19 protein-coding genes are annotated in these 19,217 nt (G+C 72.4%); 6 read left to right on the forward strand and 13 right to left on the reverse strand.

Annotated elements, in window-relative coordinates:
- Window positions 1-47: 47 nt before the first annotated feature.
- A complete protein-coding gene (locus ACJ9NR_RS34070) occupies window positions 48-1,472 on the reverse strand; it encodes a serine/threonine-protein kinase (protein WP_412490822.1) in 1,425 nt (474 codons plus the stop codon).
- An 817-nt stretch (window positions 1,473-2,289) separates the two neighbouring features.
- Between ACJ9NR_RS34070 and ACJ9NR_RS34075 the strand changes: the two genes are divergently transcribed.
- A complete protein-coding gene (locus ACJ9NR_RS34075) occupies window positions 2,290-2,622 on the forward strand; it encodes an ANTAR domain-containing protein (RefSeq protein ID WP_412490821.1) in 333 nt (110 codons plus the stop codon).
- A gap of 112 nt (window positions 2,623-2,734) precedes the next feature.
- On the opposite strand, the gene ACJ9NR_RS34080 is transcribed toward ACJ9NR_RS34075, so the two are convergent.
- From ACJ9NR_RS34080 to ACJ9NR_RS34090, 3 genes are all read right to left on the reverse strand, one after another.
- Complete coding sequence (locus ACJ9NR_RS34080) at window positions 2,735-3,010, reverse strand: hypothetical protein (protein ID WP_412490820.1); 276 nt, start codon at window positions 3,008-3,010, stop codon at window positions 2,735-2,737.
- Between the two features lie 78 nt (window positions 3,011-3,088).
- Window positions 3,089-3,934, reverse strand: coding sequence for an alpha/beta fold hydrolase (locus ACJ9NR_RS34085; RefSeq protein WP_412490819.1), 846 nt, complete (start codon window positions 3,932-3,934; stop codon window positions 3,089-3,091).
- A gap of 77 nt (window positions 3,935-4,011) precedes the next feature.
- Complete coding sequence (locus ACJ9NR_RS34090; protein WP_412490818.1) at window positions 4,012-4,677, reverse strand: DUF4097 family beta strand repeat-containing protein; 666 nt, start codon at window positions 4,675-4,677, stop codon at window positions 4,012-4,014.
- A gap of 247 nt (window positions 4,678-4,924) precedes the next feature.
- Here ACJ9NR_RS34090 and ACJ9NR_RS34095 point away from each other — a divergent pair, with 247 nt between their 5' ends.
- The gene (locus ACJ9NR_RS34095; protein ID WP_412490817.1) at window positions 4,925-5,653 is read left to right on the forward strand and encodes a GbsR/MarR family transcriptional regulator; all 729 of its coding nucleotides are present in this window, start codon (window positions 4,925-4,927) and stop codon (window positions 5,651-5,653) included.
- Between the two features lie 212 nt (window positions 5,654-5,865).
- Window positions 5,866-8,079, forward strand: a complete 2,214-nt coding sequence (gene treS / locus ACJ9NR_RS34100; RefSeq protein WP_412490816.1) for a maltose alpha-D-glucosyltransferase — start codon at window positions 5,866-5,868, stop codon at window positions 8,077-8,079.
- Window positions 8,080-8,218: 139 nt separating this feature from the next.
- On the opposite strand, the gene ACJ9NR_RS34105 is transcribed toward treS, so the two are convergent.
- The 4 genes from ACJ9NR_RS34105 to ACJ9NR_RS34120 form a co-directional block, all read right to left on the reverse strand.
- Window positions 8,219-8,716, reverse strand: coding sequence for a peptidylprolyl isomerase (locus tag ACJ9NR_RS34105; protein WP_412490815.1), 498 nt, complete (start codon window positions 8,714-8,716; stop codon window positions 8,219-8,221).
- Between the two features lie 93 nt (window positions 8,717-8,809).
- The gene (locus ACJ9NR_RS34110; RefSeq protein ID WP_412490814.1) at window positions 8,810-9,406 is read right to left on the reverse strand and encodes a DUF6624 domain-containing protein; all 597 of its coding nucleotides are present in this window, start codon (window positions 9,404-9,406) and stop codon (window positions 8,810-8,812) included.
- Window positions 9,403-9,897, reverse strand: coding sequence for an ATP-binding protein (locus ACJ9NR_RS34115; protein ID WP_412490813.1), 495 nt, complete (start codon window positions 9,895-9,897; stop codon window positions 9,403-9,405). The genes ACJ9NR_RS34110 and ACJ9NR_RS34115 overlap by 4 nt, the downstream gene beginning before the upstream one ends.
- Window positions 9,898-10,293: 396 nt before the next feature.
- Window positions 10,294-11,040, reverse strand: coding sequence for an SDR family oxidoreductase (locus ACJ9NR_RS34120; protein ID WP_412490812.1), 747 nt, complete (start codon window positions 11,038-11,040; stop codon window positions 10,294-10,296).
- A gap of 280 nt (window positions 11,041-11,320) precedes the next feature.
- Between ACJ9NR_RS34120 and ACJ9NR_RS34125 the strand changes: the two genes are divergently transcribed.
- Complete coding sequence (locus ACJ9NR_RS34125) at window positions 11,321-11,965, forward strand: chemotaxis protein CheB (protein WP_412490811.1); 645 nt, start codon at window positions 11,321-11,323, stop codon at window positions 11,963-11,965.
- 101 nt (window positions 11,966-12,066) lie between these two features.
- Here ACJ9NR_RS34125 and ACJ9NR_RS34130 read toward each other — a convergent pair whose 3' ends face one another.
- The 5 genes from ACJ9NR_RS34130 to ACJ9NR_RS34150 all read right to left on the reverse strand — a co-directional run bounded on the left by ACJ9NR_RS34130 (window position 12,067) and on the right by ACJ9NR_RS34150 (window position 16,338).
- Window positions 12,067-12,963 carry an RNA polymerase sigma-70 factor gene (locus ACJ9NR_RS34130; RefSeq protein ID WP_412490810.1) on the reverse strand — a complete coding sequence of 299 codons (897 nt, stop codon included), beginning with the start codon at window positions 12,961-12,963 and terminating at the stop codon, window positions 12,067-12,069.
- 118 nt (window positions 12,964-13,081) lie between these two features.
- A complete protein-coding gene (locus ACJ9NR_RS34135) occupies window positions 13,082-13,639 on the reverse strand; it encodes a GtrA family protein (RefSeq protein ID WP_412490809.1) in 558 nt (185 codons plus the stop codon).
- Window positions 13,614-13,919: a hypothetical protein gene (locus ACJ9NR_RS34140; RefSeq protein WP_412490808.1), complete on the reverse strand. Its 306-nt coding sequence runs from the start codon at window positions 13,917-13,919 to the stop codon at window positions 13,614-13,616. The genes ACJ9NR_RS34135 and ACJ9NR_RS34140 overlap by 26 nt, the downstream gene beginning before the upstream one ends.
- Window positions 13,920-14,127: 208 nt before the next feature.
- Complete coding sequence (locus ACJ9NR_RS34145; RefSeq protein ID WP_412490807.1) at window positions 14,128-14,508, reverse strand: BlaI/MecI/CopY family transcriptional regulator; 381 nt, start codon at window positions 14,506-14,508, stop codon at window positions 14,128-14,130.
- A gap of 9 nt (window positions 14,509-14,517) precedes the next feature.
- Window positions 14,518-16,338 (reverse strand): phosphatidylglycerol lysyltransferase domain-containing protein, encoded by a 1,821-nt coding sequence (locus tag ACJ9NR_RS34150; protein ID WP_412490806.1) that lies wholly within the window; start codon window positions 16,336-16,338, stop codon window positions 14,518-14,520.
- A 786-nt stretch (window positions 16,339-17,124) separates the two neighbouring features.
- On the opposite strand from ACJ9NR_RS34150, the gene ACJ9NR_RS34155 reads away from it, so the two are divergent.
- Together ACJ9NR_RS34155 and ACJ9NR_RS34160 are read left to right on the forward strand one after the other, a co-directional pair.
- The gene (locus tag ACJ9NR_RS34155) at window positions 17,125-18,063 is read left to right on the forward strand and encodes an ABC transporter ATP-binding protein (protein ID WP_412490805.1); all 939 of its coding nucleotides are present in this window, start codon (window positions 17,125-17,127) and stop codon (window positions 18,061-18,063) included.
- Window positions 18,060-18,899 (forward strand): ABC transporter permease, encoded by an 840-nt coding sequence (locus tag ACJ9NR_RS34160; RefSeq protein ID WP_412490804.1) that lies wholly within the window; start codon window positions 18,060-18,062, stop codon window positions 18,897-18,899. The genes ACJ9NR_RS34155 and ACJ9NR_RS34160 overlap by 4 nt, the downstream gene beginning before the upstream one ends.
- Window positions 18,900-19,217: the final 318 nt, after the last annotated feature.

The raw sequence follows: 19,217 nt of genomic DNA on the forward strand, positions 1-19,217 counted from the left end.
GTGTCGCGAGGCGCGCTGCCGGCTCGTGCACAGCGCGCCGCCGCGCCTCAGCCGTGGCCGTGCCGCCCCGGCCCATGCCCGTGCTTGCCGTGCTTGCCGGGCTTCGCGGGGTGCCTCGCGGTGCCCTGTGACGTCGGGTGCGCGGAGTCGTCCTTGCCCGGGGGCCGGTGTGCGGCCGGGCCATGGGGTGCGGAGCCGCGGTGTCCTGCGGGTTCCCGGCCCACCAGGGCCGCCTCCTCGAAGGAGCCCCGGTTCGTGCCGGTGGGCTGCGTGCGGGATCCGGCCGGCGGGCCGGAGGCGCGGTGGGGCCGGGTCGACGGGGTGGAACCGGGTCCGCTCCTGGGAGTCGCCGTGCCGGAGGGCGGGTGGGCGGCGGACGACGACGCGTCGGCACGGTTGCCGTCCTGTCCGCCGGTGCCCGAGGCGACGGTGAGGGTCGTCCCCAGGGCGACGGAGAGTGCGGCCAGGGCGGTTCCGACGGCGAGGCGGCGGTTGTGCCGCACGCCGGCCGGAAGGCGCGATCGGACGGCCGCTTCCTTGGTCCGCGTGGCCTCGGGGGCGGTGACAGGGGCCGCGGACGCCGCGGCGGACGCGGAGAACGGCGGCGAGGCCGGATCGCTCCCGGCGTCCGGGTCCAGGGAGGCGAGGACCGCCGCGCACTGCCCGGCGTCCGGGCGCGCCTCGGGGTCCCGGGCCGTCATGGCCAGCAGCAGGTTCGCCAGGCCGGGGGCGAGCCAGGCGGGGATCGTGGGCGGCCGGTGCAGACGCGCGATGGCGGCCTCCAGCAACGTGCCCTGGTACTCGAGTTCTCCTTTGACGCACTCCAGCAGCACCAGGCCGAGAGCGTAGACGTCGGTGGGCGGTCCGACGTGCCCTCCCTCGACCTGCTCGGGTGCCAGATAGGCGGCGGTGCCTGTCAGTGCGTCAGGTGCCGTCCGCCGCGTGGCGTCCGCCAGCCGTGCGATGCCGAAGTCCGCCAGGTGGGGGGCGCCTGCCCGGTCGAGCAGGACGTTCGACGGTTTGATGTCGCGGTGCACGATGCCGGCCCGGTGGACGTGCACGAGCGCCCGTGCGAGGGCGGTGCCCAGGGCGGCCACGCGTCGCTGGGACAGCGCTCCGCTCGTCAGGAGGCCGCGCAACGTGGGGCCGTCGACCAACTGCATGACCAGGTAGGCGCGGTCGTCGTGGCGTCCGGAGTCGTAGACGGTGACCAGTCCGGGGTGTTCCAGCCGGGCGAGGAGGACGGCCTCCGCGGCGAGGCGGTCCTCGGATTCCGGGTCGGAGCCCGGCCGGAAGAGCTTGACGGCCACGGGCCGCCCGAGGCGTGTGTCGACCGCCTCGTAGACGTCGGCCATGCCGCCCGAGCCGACTCTGGCGCCCAACCGGTAGCGGTCGCCGAGGATGTGAGGGGGTTTCGGATCCGCCCAGATCGGCGCGGTAGCCGGCAGAGCTGCTGATCGGCGGGCCTTCATCTGTTCTCCGTTGCTGTCACCGCGTACCGGACTGGGGGACGGGCCGTGCTGCGCGGCCGGGTACCCCGAGGCCGTACGGGTTATCCGGGGGAAGTCGGCCCGGTGATCCGGCGATGACATCGCGCACGCGAGTCGGACACGACGTGCCGGCGCCGCCGCGCGTGCCCCGTACCGCCCGGGCGGGTTCCGCGGCCGGCGGGTCTCGCCGTCGGCCGAGGGGTGTCCGCCGGGCGACCGACCACCTGCCGCCTTCGGCCCCGGGGGCACCGAGGGCACCGTCGAACCCCGCGTGGCGGCCGCCGTGTCACAGGTCGCCCCCGAAGGCCCGGCCGTGCGGCTCAGCCGTGCTCATGTCTTCACCCACCGCGGCATGGCGCACGGCGATCGGGGTAGGCGCACGGGCGCGGCCACCGTCCGAGTCGGCGCTGACGGCGGTCGTGACGCGTGAGCGGCTCATTCCCCCCGGGCCCCGCGCGGGATGTCCTGCCGGCCGTCGAGTCCCCTCCTCGAACCGGGCCGGAGGACGAGGGCCGGAGCCGGGCCGCCTCTGAGATCCCGGCTCCGGCCGCCGGACCGCCGAGGCCACCGCGCGCCGCCCCGATCCGACCACCGGCGGTGGCGGACGACGGGGCGGGGCATGACGGGGCGGAGGATGGCGGTGGCGGTGGCGGTGGCGGTGGCGGTGGCGATGGCGGACGGTGACGGTGGCGGTGGTGCTCCGACGCAGTCGTTGCGGTGGCCACCGAGGATGGGACAAGCTGGTGGGGAACCGACACATGCTGTCCGCGCTGCCTGGACCCTGCACTGAGGCGACATCATGGCTTTCTTCGCGATCTCTCGTTCACGACCCCTGACACTCCTGTCCGCCACCGATCTGGTGATGGAGAACGAACGTCTCGAAGCGGAATGTGCCCAGTTGGGGCATGCGATAGCCTCGCACGCCACCGTCGACCGGGCCATCGGCGCGATCGTCGTTCTGGGACGGATCTCCCCGGAGGAGGCATGGAGGGCACTGCGCGACGTGTCGCAGCGCACCAACACGAAGCTGCGCACCGTCGCCGAGCACGTCATGGCGTTCGCGATGGGCGCGGACATGCCGGAGCCGGAGCGGATCGAACTGCAGCGGGCGATCACCCGTTACACAGCGTGATGGTGCGGGGTGCAAGGGGAGGGGCCGCCGCGACCTCCCCAGGTACGACGGCCCCTCCCGGGCCTGCGCCGTTCCGGTTACCCGGCCCGGCGGCATCGACACCGGCGTCCTCTCAGCCGGCCTTCTTGTGTTCGCGGAGGTCGTGGACGCTGGCGGTGAGAGTCCCGTCCTGCTGCTCGTAGTGGGAGAGGGCGAGGCCGAGGCCGAAGAAGGTGGGGGCCCATTCGCCGACGAAGATGCCCCACCGGTCGGCGCGAGCGACGCCGGCGCCGGACTCTGCCTTGAGCGAGCTCATCCAGGCGACGACGGAGAGCCCGACGGATGCCATGGCGGCGGTGTACGCGTGTTCGCTTCGGATGCCCATTTCATGCATGCGTTGGATGACCATGGGTGTCTTCCGTTCGAGTGGCGTGTGTTCGTGCCCGTGTTCCTCGTGCAGGCAGCACCATTCATCCTTTTTGTACATTTATGAGAGATTTGTGCCGGAGTCGCCGGAGTCGCCGAGGGTGGCGAGAGCGGCGACCTCGCGTACCGCCGCCGCGATGGCCGGGGCGTCCTTCTTCAGGACCGCGCCGTGGTTGCTGCCGACCTTCGCGCTCACCTCGATGTGCGGGTTGCGGGCGGTCACCGCGCCGAGACTGGTGCGTATCCGTTCCTGCTCGTCACCGCGGCTGCCCAGGGACGTCCCCGACGCGACCACGTACCGCGCGGGGACACCGATGGCGTCCAGTACGGGAGCCAGCTCGCTCTCGCGGGAGACCCTGCCGAGTTCGATGTTGCTGTCCGCCATCTGTCCGGCGTCCATCCGCGGTGTCAGGCCCGTCGGGCGCAGCAGCGGCATGAACCGGCCCCACCGCCGGAACTGTTTCCTGATCCGCTGCTCCATGGCCTCGTCCAGCCAGTCGTAGGGGAACGCGCCGTCGACCAGGACCGCGCCCACGGCGCGCTCCGGATTCCGGGCGACCCAGTGCGCCGCGACGAACGCCCCGTACGACCAGCCCACCACCAGCGCCCGGTCCGCGCCCCTGGCCGCGAGGACGGCATCGACATCGCGGACGGCCGCCTCGAAGGAGTAGTCCGCCGAACGCCCCGACTTCCGGCCGCGGGCCCGCTCGTCGTAGGTGATGTGCCGCCATCCCGTGCCCAGTTCGGCGACGACCCGCCGCCAGTACCCCTGCGTGGCGAACTGCCCGTTGAGGTACAGCACGGGGACACCGGGGCCGCCGGTGTCGGTGACGGCCAGTGCCGTGTCGTCGACCGGCACCATGCCGGTCCATGTCGCGTCGGTCGAGGAAGGGCTGTTCTTCGTCATGTGATCCCCTGGGCGGGTCGGGTTGCGTCGGGTCGGGTTGCGTCGGGTCGGGTTGCGTCGGTTCGGGCCGGGCCCGTTCAGAGGCTGCGGGCGGTGATGTCGCCCCGCGAGGTGGTGGCGCGGATGTCGAGCCCGGTGCCGCCGTCGTTCTTCAGGGCGTTGCTGATGCGGCCGTGGGCGGTGTCGGCGTCCAGGGCGGCCGAGACGCCGGCGGTGGCGCCGACCGAGATGTCGCCGGACCCGGTGCGGAGCACGACCTTGCCGCGCACGGCCTCGGTGATCCGGATGTCGCCCCGCGCGGTGCTGATCTCGGAGGGGCCGGCCAGGCGCCCGATCTCCACGTCGCCGTCGGTCGCGGTGAGGCGGACGCCCGCCGCCTCGTCGATCTTGATCCGGCGGTACGCCCCCTCGAAGGAGATGTCACCCAGACGGCCGACGCCGCGCAGCTCGCAGCCGGCGGTCCTGGCCTCGACGCGGGAGCCCGCGGGCAGCCGGACGGTGACCTCCAGCGACCCGGACGGGCCGGTGAGCGGGTTCCGGGACCCGGCGGTGCTGATCCGCAGGACCCCGTCCGCGTAGGCGACCGTGGTCTGCTCGGCGGTCTTGACGTCGCGGCTCCGCGAGGGGGTGGCGGGCAGGATCTCGACGGTGGTGTCGGCGCGGTCGGCGGCGATGAACTGGATGCGCCCGGCGGGGACGCTCACGACGGCGGAGACGGGGGCGGGGGTGTCGAACGTGTGCATCGTGCTCTCCCTCTGTCGCGCCGCGAGCGCCTTTCACCCGCGGTTTCTGATGAAGGAAACGCTACGTTGCATTCATGCTATTGGGAACTCGCTTGTTGCGTATCAAAGGCAAAATGCCAGGTAGATGCGGCGAAATCGTTGCGGTGGTCTCACGCCTAATGCAACGAATCGCCACCTGGGCGTTGCAATGAATTGAAGGTGAACGCTATCCTGGGGAGTCATCACGGACCGTCGCGAAGGAGCCCCGATGCCGGGAGGCAGACTCACCCAGCAGGAACGTCAGCAGATCGCGCTGGGACTGGCCGACGGCCTCGCCTACGCGGAGATCGCCAGGCGCCTGGACCGCCCGACCTCGACCGTCACGCGCGAGGTCATGCGCAACGGCGGCCCCACGGTGTACCGCGCCGACCTGGCCCATCGCGCCACCGCGCGCCGCGCCCACCGCCGCAAGCGGTCCGTGCCCCGGGAGGCGACGGCGCTCCCGCAGGTCCACGGGCGCGACGCCGAGGCCGTGCGGGAGTACGAGGAGACGCTCACCACCGTGCTCACGGCCTCGGGCGCGCCCAGGATGATGGCCCGGGTGCTGGCCTGCCTCTACACCACCGACGCGGGCAGCCTCACCGCGGCCGACCTCGTCCGGCGCCTCCAGGTCAGCCCGGCGTCCGTCTCCAAGGCGATCGCGTTCCTCGAGGACCAGGGCCTCGTGCGCCGGGAGCGCGACGGGCGCCGCCGCGAGCGCTACGTCGTCGACGACGACGTCTGGTACCAGTCCATGATGGCCAGCGCCCGCGGTACCGCCCGGCTCGGCGAGACCGCCCGGCAGGGCGTCGGCATCCTCGGCCCCGGCACCCCGGCCGCGATCCGGCTGGAGAACATCGCCCGCTTCGTCGACTTCGTCTCCGAGAGCATCGTCCGCTCCGCGGAGCAGGCCCGGGAGGTCCTGCACACCAAGCCGTCACCGGGGCCGCCGTCCTGAGCCGACTCGGCCGGCGGCACCAGCGCCGGGTCCCGACCGCGGTCCGCATATGGCATCGCGGTCCGCACACGGCATCGCGGTCCGCACACGGCATCGCGGTCCGCACCCGGCGTGGTCCGTCTCGTCCCTCTCGTCCGAACCGGTGAGCATCCCGCGGCACCTTCCTGGGCAGCCGTCTCATATGCGCTGAAACAGCAGGGAGATGCCCATCCATGACAGACGAGCAGGCGGCTGACGACGAGGCTCAGCACGGTCCCACAGAGATCACCTATTCCGAGCAGTTCTATCCGGCGCGTCCCCGGTCCCTGCGACCGCGTGCCCGGCTCAGGCCGCAGGGACAGCCCTCGCCGCGGGAACGCAACGGAGACCCGGTCGGCACCAACCCCGACTACGTGTCCTGGCTGCGGCGCAACTCCATGCTGCAGGACGCCCGGGACCTCTCGGTGCAGCTCTCCGGCCAGGGCAGCATGTGGCAGAACCCGTTCGCGCGGCCCAATCCGAAGGCCGCCGTGAGCGTCGCCCCGGTGTGGTTCACGGCGTACCCGATCTCTCTCATCACCCGCCCCGGCGACAGCTTCCTCGGCACGCTGGCCGACCCCGATCTGTGGCGCACCTTCGCCGACATCGGGATCCGGGCCGTGCACACCGGGCCCGTCAAGCGCGCGGGCGGGATCTCGGGCTGGGACCCGACGCCGAGCGTCGACGGGCACTTCGACCGGGTCAGCACCGCCATAGACGCCGCGTTCGGCACGGAGGAGGACTTCCGGCGCATGTGCCAGGTCTCCGCGGACCACGGCGGCACGATCATCGACGACATCGTTCCCGGCCACACGGGCAAGGGACCGGACTTCCGCCTCGCCGAGATGAACGTCGACGACTACCCCGGCATCTACCACATGGTCCAGATCGAACCGGAGGACTGGCACCTGCTGCCCGAGGTGGCGCCGGGACGCGACTCGGCCAACCTCGACACCGCGGCCGAGGAGGCGCTGGCGAAGGCGGGCTACATCATCGGCCGCCTGCAACGGGTGATCTTCCACGACCCGGGCGTCAAGGACACCAACTGGAGTGCGACGGCCCCCGTCCTCGGGCCCGACGGCGTCACCCGGCGCTGGGTCTACCTGCACTACTTCAAGGCGGGACAGCCCTCCATCAACTGGCTGGATCCGACCTTCGCCGGCATGCGGCTCGTCATCGGCGACGCCCTGCACTCGATCGGCGACCTCGGATCGGGCGCCCTGCGCCTGGACGCCAACGGCTTCCTCGGTGTCGAGAAGAGCGCCGAGGGCCTGCCGGCCTGGTCGGAGGGGCACCCGCTGTCGGAGGCGGCGAACCAGCTGATCGCCAGCATGGTGCGCAAGCTGGGCGGCTTCACCTTCCAGGAGCTCAACCTGACCGTCGACGACATCAGGATCACCTCCGAAGCGGGCGCCGACCTGTCGTACGACTTCGTCAACCGGCCCGCCTACCACCATGCCCTGGCCACGGCGGACACCGAGTTCCTGCGGCTGACCCTGAACATCGCCCTGGAGAGCGGAGTGGCGGCCGCCAGCCTCGTCCACGCCCTGCAGAACCACGACGAACTCACCTACGAGCTGGTCCACTTCGCGACGCTGCACAAGGACGACCACTTCACCTACCACGGCGTCGACGTCACCGGCGGCCAGCTCGCCGAGCACGTCCGCGCCGAACTGGTGCAGACGCTGGCCGGCCCCGACGCGCCCTACAACGCCGTCTTCACCACGAACGGCATCGCCTCCACCACGGCCACCGTCATCGCCGCGGCGCTCGGGCACTCGTCGCTGGACAACCTTTCCCAGCAGGAAGTCCGGGAGATCAGGAGGGCACACCTGCTGCTGGCGATGTTCAACGCCCTCCAGCCCGGGGTGTTCTCGCTCTCCGGCTGGGATCTGTGCGGCATGCTGACGCTGCCCCGCGAACAGCTGGGCGCCCTCCTGGCGACCGGGGACACCCGCTGGATCCACCGGGCCGCCTACGACCTCATGGACTACCAGCCCCGGGCGGCGGCGTCCGGTTCCGGCATGCCGAAGGGCCACAGCCTCTACGGCAGCCTCCCGGCCCAGCTCGCCGACCCCAACTCCTTCGCCTCCAGCCTGAAACACCTGCTGAAGGTGCGCGAGGAGACCGGGATCGCGACGGCCGACCAGCTCGAGATCCCGGCGGTGCCGCACCCCGCGCTGCTCGTCATGGTCCACCGGGTCCCCGAGAGCGGGCAGATCCAGGCGACCGTCCTGAACTTCGGCTCCACACCGGTCGCAGGGTCCGTGGCCTCCGAACACTTCCAGCCGGGCGCGCGGGCCCGGGACGCCCTCACCGGCACGGAGGTCGGCGTGGTCGACGACCTGCGCGCCCTGAACGTCGAGCTGCCCGGCCATGACGGCTTCTGCCTGATCCTCGAGGAGTAGAGACCCGGGGGGAGCAGCGGTACGGCCCCGCCCCCCGAGGTGGATCACCCGGGGCGACGGGGCCGTGACCGGCTGCCTGGCCGTACGCCACCCGGCTGCCGTCCTTACGCGGGCAGCGGGGTGGTCCGGAGACCGGGGACTAGGCGGCGACGACGCCGGAGTCCTCGATGACGATCTTCTTGGCGGTCGCTCCCGAGCGGCTGCCGAGGGCCTCGACGGCCTTGACGACGTCCTCGCCCTCGACGACCTCGCCGAAGACGACGTGCTTGCCGTCCAGCCACGGCGTCACCACGGTGGTGATGAAGAACTGCGAGCCGTTGGTGCCGGGGCCCGCGTTCGCCATGCTGAGCAGGAACGGCCGGTCGTGCTTCAGCTGGAAGTTCTCGTCCGCGAACTTCTCGCCGTAGATGCTCTTGCCGCCGGTGCCGTTGCCGTTGGTGAAGTCACCGCCCTGCAGCATGAACTCAGGGATGACCCGGTGGAAGGGCGCACCCTTGTAGCCGAAGCCGTTCTGGCCGGTCGCCAGCTCACGGAAGTTGCGCGCGGTCTTCGGCACGACGTCGTCGAACAGCCGGAAGACGACGCGGCCGAGCTTCTCGCCATTGGCCGAAATCTCGAAATACACGTTCTCGCTCATGGCCCCGATTCTCCACAACTGGCGCGCCCAGGTCGAACAGGCCCCGCCCGGAGGTGCCCCGACCCGGAGTGGTAGACCGTGGCCGGGGCGGCCTCAGCCGGTGATGCGCAGGGCCCGCAACTGCTCCTGGAGGGGGCCCAGACCGACGTCCCCGCGGCGTTCGTCGACGCTCTGCGGACGGCGGATGGGGTACGGGCGCAGCGTGCTGGGGTTGATCCGCGTCCCGTAGTACTGCGGCTGGCCCAGGTCGACGGCGCACTGGTCGGCGATGTAGGCGAGATGGATGGCGGGGGTGTGCCCGTCCGCGGTGGCGTGCGCGATCAGGTCGCGGCACCGCAACCGGAAACCGAGATGGGGGGCGTGCAGCAGGATCATCAGGGCCGCGGTCGAGGCGTCGGTTCCGACCAGGTCGGCGTGCGGCCAGCCGTGGCGGTCGACGATCGCCGCGAGCGCCTGGGCGTTGTCCCGGTGGCACTGGGCGATGCGGTGCTTGCGCAGCGGGGTCGGGTCGGCCTGTGCCCGGCGTGTCAGGTGCCGGTCCTCCTCCGCCCGGCGCAGCAGTTCGGCGGCCAGCGCCGAGGCCGTCGCCGGCGGTACGGCAGCGGACCCCGGCTGCGCGCTCTCGCGGAGTTCCTCACCGGGTGCGAGGCCGCTTCCGCCGCCGCCCACTCGCCCTGCCGTGCCCTTCACGCCGTCGTCTCCCGTCGTCCGATCGCGAACCAGACCCGCTTGCCCGGAGTCCCGGGCTCGGGTGGTGCCGTGCCCCAGCTGTCCGCCAGCGCGGAGACGATGGCCAGCCCCCGCCCCGACTCGGCCGCCTCGTCCGCCGGCCGAGGCCGCGGCGGCTCGGGGGAGCGGTCGGCGACGAAGACGCGCAGCGTGTGCTCGGTGCACTCGACGGCCACGGTGACCGTGTCGCCCGGGCCGCGGCTGGCGTGTCTGACGGCGTTGGCGAAGAGCTCGCCGGTCGCCGTCGCCGCGTCGTCGAGCCGCTCGGGGTGCGGCATCAGCGCGGCCAGCCGCTCGGTGACCAGGTGCCGCACCGCCGTGGCCCAGGCGGGGTCGGCCGGGAACGTGGAGCGCAGGAGTTCACCCACGACGGGTCTGGGGGGCCGGAGTTGAGCGGTCGGCACGCGGGTGACGGCGGTGTCCCCGTCCTGGGCCGGTGGGGGTGACGGCATGTGGCGCGATGATGCCCTGAAGGCCGTCATCGAACCTCCTTCGTACGCAGCCCTGTTGTGGGGTGGCTGCCCGGGCGGCCGTCGGTACCGGCGGTGGGCCGCCGTGCCGAGGTCCGGAGGTGAGGTGAAGCGGCCGACCCGTCGGAACATCAGTTCCTTTGATGTCAACGGCAGTTGGGCGCCACGTAAGCGCACAGTGCGACAGGTCACCGGATCACTATGACGTCCAGCAGTCTCAGCTCGCAACCTTCGTTCCGATAATTTCAGACCTATCGCTTCGTTCTGTTGCGGTCATCACCACTGCGGCAGAACAGGCGAACGGTTTCCGGTCACGCGTTCGCCCTGCGCGTACGGCGCAGGTGGCCCCCGCCTGCCGACGGGGGCCACCTCCAGGGTTCACCGCTGCCGGGCGAGCCAGTCGGCGAACCTGGTCTCGCCCAGGCGCGCGTCAGGACCCGGCAGAAGGGTGTCCTCCCGCAGCTCGGCACCCCAGAAGCGTGCCCGCGGGTCCGTGACGATCTTGCGGGGATCGTTCCTCGCGGTGAGTCCCCTGCGAATGAAGTCCTCGAGCTGGAAGACCTCCGGGCCCCCGATCTCCACCACGCCGCCCACCGGGGCGCCCACCGCGGCACGGCCGACGGCCGCCGCCACGTCGTCGGAGGCCATGGGCTGGATCCTGGCGGCGGGCAGGCGCACGGTGTCGCCCTCGGTGACCCCGTCGGCCAGCCCCTGCGCGAACTCGAAGAACTGGGTGGCGTGGACGATGGTGCGGGGGAGGCCGGACGCCTTGATCAGGTCTTCCTGCACCTGCTTGGCGCGGAAGTAGCCGCTGCCCTGAAGGCGGTCCGTGCCGACCACGGACAGCGCCACATGGTGCCGTACGCCCGCCTCGTCCTCCGCCTTCAGCAGGTTGGTGGTGGAGGTGCGGAAGAACTCCATGACCGCGTCGTCGGCGAAGGAGGGGGAGTTGGACACGTCGACCACGACCGACGCCCCGTGCAGCACCCCGGCCAGGCCCTCACCCGTCAGGGTGTCGACACCCGTGGTGGGCGCCGCGGGGACCGCTTCGTGGCCGTGCTCCCTCAGCTCGCCGACGAGCTTCGAGCCGATGAGCCCGGTGCCACCGATCACTACGACCTTCATGACGGATTCCTCTCGGAGAATTCGGAGAAACGGTTTGCTCGGCGCGGACGCCTCAGCGCGGACGTCCCAGCACAGATGTCCCAGCACAGAAGCCTCAGCACACATCGCACTGGGCAGATCGCCCCGCGTGGAGCGCCCGCCGCGCAGATCGCCTCGCACCAGAAGAGACCGGACAGCCCCCTCGCGTGTGACAGGCCGCCCGGGAGGAGACCTTCCCGGGCGGCCGGAACGGCCTCGCGCCTGACTCCGTGTGTCAGGGTGCTGCGGTAACGTTCACAAGGTGCAGAACGGTCTCCGGGACGACGACGACCACCGCCGGTGGGCGGCCGTGCTGGTCGCCTCCTCGGCGGGTGGCATCCAGGGGCTCGGTACGCTCCTGGGCGGGCTGCCGGCCGCGATGCCCGTGCCGGTCCTGGTGGCCCAGCACCTGAACCGGGCGCGCGAGACCCGCATCGTGGCCATCCTGTCCCGTTCCACCGCTCTCACGGTCAAGCTCGCCGAGGACGGCGAGGACCCTCAGGCCGGGACCGTCTACATCGCGCCACCCGACCGGCACCTGTGTGTGACCGCAGACGGGACGCTGTCCCTGACCCGCGAGGACCGGGTCAACTTCGCCCGCCCGGCCGCCGATCCGCTCTTCGAGTCGGCGGCGCAGGCGTACGGGCCCGGAGCCATCGGTTGCGTGCTCACCGGCTCGGACAGCGACGGCGCCCGGGGCGTGGAGGCGGTCAAGGGCCGGGGAGGCATGGTCATCGTGCAGGACCCCGGCACAGCCGAGTTCCATGGCATGCCCAAGGCCGCCGTCCGAACAGGTCAGGTGGACTTCGTCCTGCCTCTCGAAGCCATCGCCTCGACCATCACCCGCCTGATCCGGGAAGACACCGGCGACGGCCTGACCGCGCTCGGGCATCGCCCACGGGCGTAGGCCCCCTTCCGGCGCTGCCCGCCTGTCCGGCGACGCCGGGTCCGCCACGTCGCCGGACCCCGCCCCGGCCGGCTCGGCTCGCCGTGCGGCCGGGCAGCCGGTCAGCCGTCCAGCGAGGCGACGTACGGCGCCAGTTTCGCCGGGTTCATGACCCACATGACCCGTTCGATGCCACGCTCCGACGCGTCGATGCTGAGCAGGGCCACGGCCTCGCCGCCGGTCGTGACCAGGACGGCCGGCCTGCCGTTGGCCTCGACGCGGCGGACCTGCGTCGGGGGCCAGAAGCGCGGCGCGAACGCCGCGAGGTACTTGGCGACACGCAGACGTCCGACGACCGGGATCCTGGTCGCTCCGCGGATCCCGCCGCCGTCGGTGTAACTGACCACGTCCGCGGTGAGCACGTCCTCCAGGACCGACAGGTCGCCGTTCTGCGCCGCGGCGAGGAACACCTCCAGCAGCCGCCGGTGGGCCTCGGGGCTCACCGGGTCCCTGCGCTCCCCCGACAGGTGTCTGCGGGCGCGGCTGACCAGCTGGCGCGTGTTGGCCTCGCTCGTCTCCAGCATCTCCGCGATCTGCCGGTAGGGGTAGTCGAAGGCCTCCCGCAGCACGTACGCCGCCCGCTCCACGGGGTTCAGCCTCTGCAGCAGGAACAGGACCGCCAGGTCGAGCGCCTCCGCCCGTTCGGCGCCCAGCTGCGGGTCCCGGCTGGTGTCGACCGGCTCCGGCAGCCAGGGCCCGGTGTACGTCTCGTGCCGCTTCCACGCGGACTGGGCGAGGTTGATCGCCAGCCGGGAGGCGACCGTGGCCAGGAAGGCGGTCGGGTCCAGGACGTCCGCGCGGTCGGCCCGCTGCCAGCGCAGCCACGCCTCCTGGACGATGTCCTCGGCGTCGGTGGCACTGCCCAGCACGCGGTAGGCGATACCGAAGAGCCGGGGCCGCGCGGCCGTGAACTCCCGCGTTGCCCGGTCGAGAGAGTCCGGCTCTTCTCCGGCGCGCATGTGTCCTCCAGGAGTGGATCACCATGCTACGACCCGTGATCCGCGTCGCACCGCGCTCGAGGGCCTGCCTGCGCGGCGTGCTCGGCCTCCGGGAACGCCTCGGCCTTCCGAGTCGGCGTCACAGCCCGGGGCGCCCGCCCCGGCCCGGCCGCGGCGCCCGTACGACCGCATGGGGGTGTGCCCCGCCGGGGCCCGCCACCCGGCTGCGGCCGTGTTCTTCCCCGGGATCGCGGGGCCGGAACACCCAGGTGCGGTACATCGCGAAACGGAAGGCGGTGGCGAGCGCGAGGCCCAGCGCCTTGAACAGGTTGTTCTGCACGGCGGTGTCCCAGCCGCACCAGTACGTCGCCGCGTACAGCACGCCGTTCTCGATGACCAGGCCGATGACGCTGAACACCGCGAACAGCGTGAACTGGCGAGCCGGCCGGCGCTTGTCCCGGTCGCGGTAGGCGAAGTAGCGAAAGCCCAGGTAGTTGACGAGCAGCGCCACGCCGGTGCCGATGACGCCGCACCGCACCACGGGAAGGGACGTGAGCGCGTGACAGGCGTTGAAGACCGCGAAGTTCACGACGACGCCGAGGCCGCCCACCGCGCCGAACCGCGCGATCTCGCCCGTCAGCGAGCGACGGGACGGGCGGCCCGGCGGCCCGTCAGGCGCGGAAGCCGAGGTGCACATGGTCGTGGTGGGTGGCGTCGCTGAAGAACTGCCCCGGCGTACCGCCGCCCAGCAGCACCGGACCGCCGACGTTGTTGCGCGGCAGTGCGGACGGGGTGCGCGTGGTGCCGGTCCCGGCGGACGGCGGTGGGCGTCCCGGCGCCTCTGCGTGCCGGGTGCCCGAGGCGGTGGCGTGCGGGCGGCCCGCGGAACACCCCGCGGCGCCGCACGCGAGGGCACCTGCCGCCAGCAGTACGGTCCGGCGTCCCACCGGGGGCGCCTGCTGTCCCGAGTCTCCCATCGGTCCGTCCCCGTTCGGAGTGCGTGCCGGGATCACCCCGGCGCGGACGCCGGCGTCCTGTGTGCTCCCGGCGAGGTCGCCGCCGTTCCCGCCGGCCCGGGATGCCGTCGGCTCCCGACAACAACCCTAGGTCCTGTCGGGGCGGGCCGCAGGATGCCGTCGCACCGGCGCCCGGGCGGTGGCCAGGGGATGCTGCGGACGCCGGTGCTCACGTCCCCTCCTCCAGGAGGTCGCGCAGTGCCTGCTCGTCCTGCGGGGTCAGCCCGCTCACGAAGTGCTGGAGGGCGGCGATCCGGTCGGGCCCGCGGTCCAGGGCCCGGCGCATGGCCTCGGCCGTGACCTCGGCGGCGTTCTTCGCCGGGCGGTACGCGCCGCGCCGGCCGCCGACGTCCCGCAGGACGAACCCCTTGTCGTACAGGCGCCTGAGGACGGTGTGCACGGTGTTGTACGCGAGGTCGCCGCCGAGCCGGCCCTGGATCTCGGCCGGGGACAGCGCGTCCTCGGTCGCCCAGAGGGCGGCGAGGACCTCGCTCTCCAGTGTGCCGGCGCCGCGTCGTGCCCCACGGCCACGGGGGGATGTGCCTGCCATTGCGAAACCTTACGGGGTGTCGGCGCCTCGGAGCCGGGGCAGCCGCGGCCGGGTGAGGAAACCCTCGGCGCGGGCGCTGGCCAGACCGATGCGCGGGATGTCGGCGCTCTTGGCGAACAGCAGGTAGCGGGGTTCCCACACGGGCCGGTACTTGGCGTTGGCGCGGTAGAGGGACTCGATCTGCCACCAGCGGGAGAAGAAGGTGAGGACGGAGCGCCACAGCCGCAGCACCGGCCCGGCGCCGAGCCGTGCGCCGCGCTCGAAGACCGCACGGAACATGGCGAAGTTCAGGGAGACCCGCCGGACACCCAGCTGCTCGGCGTGCAGCAGCAGCTCGACGACCATGAACTCCATGAGGCCGTTCTCGCAGGCCCGGTCGCGGCGCATCAGGTCCAGCGACAGCCCGTTCTCGCCCCAGGGCACGAAGCTCAGCAGCGCCCGCGGCCGGTCCTCGGCGTCCCGGCACTCCAGCATCACGCAGCGCCCGTCGCCCGGGTCGCCGATGCGCCCGAGCGCCATCGAGAAGCCGCGCTCGGTCGCGCCGTCGCGCCAGTGGTCGGCCCGGTCGATCAGCGTGGCCATCTCGGCGTCCGGGATGTCCTCATGACGGCGGATGCGCACCGTGTACCCGGCCCGCCGCACCCGGTTGTGCGCTTGGCGCACGACCCTCATGGCGCGCCCCTCGAGGGTGAAGTCGGCGACGTCCACGATGGCCTCGTCACCCAGTTCCAGGGCGTCCAGACCGTGCCGGCCGTAGACGACGCCGGCCTCCTCGCTCGCGCCCATCACGGCGGGCGTCCAGGCGTGCCGGCGGGCCTCGGCGAGCCAGGCGTCGATGGCTCCGGGCCATGCCTCGGGATCGCCGATCGGGTCGCCGGAGGCGAGGCTGACGCCGCCGACGACCCGGTAGGTGACGGCGGCCTTGCCGCTGGGCGAGAAGATGGCGGCCTTGTCACGGCGGAGCGCGAAGTAGCCGAGGGAGTCGCGCTCGCCGTTCCGGTCGAGCAGCGCGCGCAGCCGCTCCTCGTCCTGCTCGCCGAGCAGTTCGCGGCCGCGGGGCGAGCGGAAGCAGGCGTACAGGACGAGGCAGAAGCTGGCCGCGATCATGACGTTGACGATGACGTCCACCCAGCGCGGCGCGTGCACGGCCGACACGCGGTCGGCGAGCGGGCCGACGCTGATGCCCCGCAGCAGCGTGTACGCGATCTTGTCGAACAGGGTGGCGCCGTGCAGCGTGTTGGTCGCGCTGACCAGCAGGGTGCCGATCGTGCCGCTGACCAGCACGCCGCCCGCGCCGACGGCCAGCGCCAGCTTCGGGTTGGACGGGTCCCCGACCGCGTCGAAGTTCCGGCGCCCGATCACCAGTGCGGCCACGAACAGGCCGGTGAGCAGGGCGGACACCCAGTTGAAGAGGTGCGTACGGTAGGGGTCCTGGGTGAGGGCGACGGCGTACAGCACGAACAGCGGCCCGGCCAGGGCCATGTTGACCGTCCAGGCGGCCCGCTTCCCGCGCCGCATCACCAGCGACAGGAAGATCGCGAGCGCGGCCGAGACCAGGCCGGCGGTGGCCAGGTACGGGGTGAAGTACTCACCCGCGTGGTGTGCGTGGAAGCGGTGGGCGGTGTGGGAGGCGTAGATCCGTCCGGTGTTGTGCTCGGCGACCTCGCGCCGGAACGGCACCGACATGACCGCGGCGATGTTGAGCAGGGCGATCAGCCGCAGGTACCAGACGGTGAACGCGGCAGCCCGTGCCCGTAGCCGGGACGGGGTGGGCGGCGCTTCGGGAGCGGTGCGCCGGCGGGGGGTCAGTGCTGACTGCTGGACGGACATGACTGGCGGTCACCTTGGGGAGTAGGTGGTGCGATCGATGCGGGGGGAGGAGATGGGGACGGGGACGGAAAAGGGGAATCGGACGGGGGCGGGGACGCGAACTGGACGGAGCCGGCCACGGAAGCCGACCGGGGAGAGCGACGGGAGCCGGGGACAGGGCGGACGCCGCGCACCGGGACCGTTGTGCGGCGAGACGCCAGGACCCGCCGGTCCCAAGGTCCGGGACGGCCGGGGCGGGGCCGCTCACCGTACGCGATGTACCGGCCGGCCGGGGCGAAACCCGTGGAGGAGGGCCGGAGGACGTCTGAGCCGTGCGTCGCGGCCCGGCGTCGAGACGCCCGGTCGGCCGCTGCTCTGCCGGTCGGCCTCGGCTCCGCGGACGTGACCGGGACCCGGTGCTTGGTCCATGCTTGTTCCCGTGTGCTCACCGCCCGCCCCGCCCTGCGCCGCGCGGGCAGGACCACACTACACGTTGTAGGGACGGCGGGAGAGACGGCGACCCCGCGCACCGTCGGCGCCCGGCGGTGCCGATCGCCGTCCGGCGCCGTGCGGCCCGGATCCGCTGAACGACGGCGGCGGTGACCGTGGCTGCCGGACCGGTCCGCACCGTGGCCGCGAGGTGCCGGGGGCGAGCCCGCGGACCTGCCCGCCTCCGCGTAGTACCGCGGTACCACCCGCCCGGCCCAATCCGGTCTCCCGGTACCACCCGTCCCAGGTGAACCGGCTCTTAGCGTGGTCCCGAGGCGCCGAAGCGACGGACGCCGCGGGCCGACAGGAAGGGCGCGAATGATCGAGGCACGGCAGTTGACCAAGAGGTACGGCGAGAAGACGGCCGTCGACGGGCTGGACTTCGACGTGAAGCCGGGCACGGTGACCGGTTTCCTGGGGCCCAACGGCGCGGGCAAGTCGACGACCATGCGTATGATCGTCGGCCTGGACGCCCCGACGAGCGGCTCCGTCACCGTCAACGGTCGCCGGTACGCCCAGCACCGGGCACCGCTGCAGGAGGTCGGCGCTCTGCTGGAGGCGAAGTCGGTCCACCCGGGCCGCTCGGCGTACAACCACCTCAGGGCCCTGGCGCTGACCCACGGCATTCCGCGCCGCCGGGTCGACGAGGTCATCGACCTGGCCGGTCTGGGCAGTGTGGCGAGGAAGCGGGCCGGCGCCTTCTCCCTCGGCATGGGCCAGCGGCTGGGCATCGCGGCGGCGCTCCTGGGCGATCCGCAGACGGTGATGCTGGACGAGCCGGTCAACGGGCTGGACCCGGAGGGCGTGCTCTGGATCCGCAACCTGCTCAAGGCACTCGCCGACGAGGGCCGTACGGTGTTCGTGTCCTCGCACCTGATGAGCGAGATGGCGCTGGTGGCGGACCACCTGATCATCGTGGGGCGGGGGCGGCTGCTCGCCGACACCACCGTGGGGGACCTCGTCCGTGAGGCGGGCGGCGACACGGTGAAGGTGGTCACGCAGGACCCCGCGCGGTTGCGGGAGGTACTGGCCGGTCCGGGCGTCGACATCACCGGCCGTATCGGCTCCGAGGAACTCCAGGTGACCGGGCTGACCGCCCGCCGGATCGGGTTGACGGCGGCCGAGCACGGGATCCCGCTGTTCGAACTGAGTGCGCGATCGGTGTCGCTGGAGGAGGCGTTCATGGAGCTGACCAGGGATGCCGTGGAGTACCACGGCACCACGACCGCGATCGAGACCGCCGGGAGGCCGGCATGAGCACCCTCACCGCGACCGCCGAGGAGCCCACGACCGTACCCGCCCGACCCGCCTACCGGGTGACCGGACGGCGTGTGCTGTCCTCGGAGTGGGCCAAGCTGTGGTCCCTGCGCTCGACCTGGATCACCCTGGGCCTCGGCCTGCTGTTCCTCGTCGCCTTCGGCCTGATCGCCGCCAGCCGCTACAAGTCGGGGATCGGCTCCGGTCACATGGACCGGGACTTCGCCCGTTCGACGGCCGTGAGCCTGTCGCTGTTCGGCACGAACTTCGCGCAGCTGGCCCTGGGCGTCCTCGGTGTGCTGATCACGGCGGGGGAGTACTCGACCGGCATGATCCGCTCCACGCTCGCGGCGGTGCCCCGGCGGCTGCCCGTGCTGTGGTCCAAGGCGGCCGTGTTCGGGCTGGTCGCCCTGGTGGTGGGGGCGCTGGGGGCGTTCGTGGCCTTCCTGTTCGGCAGCGGGATCGTGTCGGGCACGCCCGCGGCCATGGACTTCTCGCACGCGGGCGTCCTGCGCAGCCTGCTGGGCGCCGGGCTGTATCTCGGCCTGGTGGGCGTGATCGGCGTCGCGCTGGGCGCGCTGCTGCGCTCGGTGGCCGGCGGTATCTCGGTGCTGGTGGCCGCCCTCATGCTGATCCCGGGCCTGATCTCGCTGCTGCCGAGCTCCTGGCAGAACGACATCAGCCCCTATCTGCCCTCCAACGCCGGGGAGTCGATGTTCGCCCTGACCCACGACTCGACCACCCTGTCGCCGGGTGCCGGACTGCTGGTCTTCGCCTGCTGGACGGCACTGGCCCTGGGCGGCGCGGCGTACCGGCTCGCGCGCAGCGACGTCTGACCCCCGGCACCACGAGCGCGTGCCGGGGACCATGCCGGGCCGGACGTACCCCGTGCATTCCCTGCACCACGACCGTGTGCCGGGGACCACGCCGGGCCGGACGTACCGCGTGCATCCTCGGCACCATGACCGTGTGCCGGGGACCACGCCGGGCCGGACGTACCCCGTACATTCCCAGCACCATGACCGTGTGCCGGGGACCACGCCGGGCCGACGCACCGTGCATCCCCGGCACCAGGTCCGCGCCGGGCACCATGGGACAGGTCCGGCCCCCGCACGACCGGCTCCGAGAACGACCCGCACCATGAACAGGTGACG

The organism is Streptomyces sediminimaris, assembly GCF_047049295.1.
In the GTDB taxonomy this organism is placed as follows: Bacteria; Actinomycetota; Actinomycetes; order Streptomycetales; family Streptomycetaceae; genus Streptomyces; species Streptomyces sediminimaris.

What these genes read in the sequence shown, in the direction of transcription:
- ACJ9NR_RS34070 (WP_412490822.1), bottom strand. Translation starts at nt 1,472, where the DNA reads ATGAAGGCCCGCCGATCAGCAGCTCTGCCGGCTACCGCGCCGATCTGG.
- ACJ9NR_RS34075 (WP_412490821.1), top strand. Translation starts at nt 2,290, where the DNA reads ATGGCTTTCTTCGCGATCTCTCGTTCACGACCCCTGACACTCCTGTCC.
- ACJ9NR_RS34080 (WP_412490820.1), bottom strand. Translation starts at nt 3,010, where the DNA reads ATGGTCATCCAACGCATGCATGAAATGGGCATCCGAAGCGAACACGCG.
- ACJ9NR_RS34085 (WP_412490819.1), bottom strand. Translation starts at nt 3,934, where the DNA reads ATGACGAAGAACAGCCCTTCCTCGACCGACGCGACATGGACCGGCATG.
- ACJ9NR_RS34090 (WP_412490818.1), bottom strand. Translation starts at nt 4,677, where the DNA reads ATGCACACGTTCGACACCCCCGCCCCCGTCTCCGCCGTCGTGAGCGTC.
- ACJ9NR_RS34095 (WP_412490817.1), top strand. Translation starts at nt 4,925, where the DNA reads ATGCCGGGAGGCAGACTCACCCAGCAGGAACGTCAGCAGATCGCGCTG.
- treS (WP_412490816.1), top strand. Translation starts at nt 5,866, where the DNA reads ATGACAGACGAGCAGGCGGCTGACGACGAGGCTCAGCACGGTCCCACA.
- ACJ9NR_RS34105 (WP_412490815.1), bottom strand. Translation starts at nt 8,716, where the DNA reads ATGAGCGAGAACGTGTATTTCGAGATTTCGGCCAATGGCGAGAAGCTC.
- ACJ9NR_RS34115 (WP_412490813.1), bottom strand. Translation starts at nt 9,897, where the DNA reads ATGCCGTCACCCCCACCGGCCCAGGACGGGGACACCGCCGTCACCCGC.
- ACJ9NR_RS34120 (WP_412490812.1), bottom strand. Translation starts at nt 11,040, where the DNA reads ATGAAGGTCGTAGTGATCGGTGGCACCGGGCTCATCGGCTCGAAGCTC.
- ACJ9NR_RS34130 (WP_412490810.1), bottom strand. Translation starts at nt 12,963, where the DNA reads ATGCGCGCCGGAGAAGAGCCGGACTCTCTCGACCGGGCAACGCGGGAG.
- ACJ9NR_RS34135 (WP_412490809.1), bottom strand. Translation starts at nt 13,639, where the DNA reads ATGTGCACCTCGGCTTCCGCGCCTGACGGGCCGCCGGGCCGCCCGTCC.
- ACJ9NR_RS34140 (WP_412490808.1), bottom strand. Translation starts at nt 13,919, where the DNA reads ATGGGAGACTCGGGACAGCAGGCGCCCCCGGTGGGACGCCGGACCGTA.
- ACJ9NR_RS34145 (WP_412490807.1), bottom strand. Translation starts at nt 14,508, where the DNA reads ATGGCAGGCACATCCCCCCGTGGCCGTGGGGCACGACGCGGCGCCGGC.
- ACJ9NR_RS34150 (WP_412490806.1), bottom strand. Translation starts at nt 16,338, where the DNA reads ATGTCCGTCCAGCAGTCAGCACTGACCCCCCGCCGGCGCACCGCTCCC.
- ACJ9NR_RS34155 (WP_412490805.1), top strand. Translation starts at nt 17,125, where the DNA reads ATGATCGAGGCACGGCAGTTGACCAAGAGGTACGGCGAGAAGACGGCC.
- ACJ9NR_RS34160 (WP_412490804.1), top strand. Translation starts at nt 18,060, where the DNA reads ATGAGCACCCTCACCGCGACCGCCGAGGAGCCCACGACCGTACCCGCC.